This is a genomic window from Pantoea sp. SIMBA_079 (genome assembly GCF_046940275.1).
In the GTDB taxonomy this organism is placed as follows: domain Bacteria; phylum Pseudomonadota; class Gammaproteobacteria; order Enterobacterales; family Enterobacteriaceae; genus Pantoea; species Pantoea borealis.
This window is the reverse complement of sequence record NZ_JAWRYR010000341.1, coordinates 1-270: the sequence shown is the minus strand read 5'-3', so window position 1 is coordinate 270 and position 270 is coordinate 1. Positions and strand designations below refer to the sequence as shown.

Sequence of the window (270 nt, the reverse complement as noted above, 5' to 3'; positions counted from 1 at the left end):
GGAAGTACAGGTGCGCGGGAAGCGTCTCGTCCAGAGAGGGGCGGTAGATCGCGAGAGCGATCGTGCCCCCCTCGACGGGAATGTGCACGATGCGCTTCTCAGCAACTTCGGGACCGGGTTCCGCGACCAGCTCGACCAGGGCAGCCCCGTCCGCCTCGCTCAGGGCGCGCCACGCGGGGAAGTCGATCTCGGCGGGCAGCGGGGGGGTAGGGACGAAGGCGGTGAGGATCGGATCAAGTGCCATGAGAATTCCTTCTGACGTTAGAGGCA

Annotated in this window: 1 protein-coding gene; it reads right to left on the bottom strand. The window is 66.3% G+C overall.

Annotated features, from left to right (window positions below):
• The coding region (locus tag SB719_RS20280) for a hypothetical protein (RefSeq protein WP_412159760.1) at positions 1-244 on the bottom strand (244 nt) is incomplete at its 3' end.
• Between the last annotated feature and the right edge of the window lie 26 nt (positions 245-270).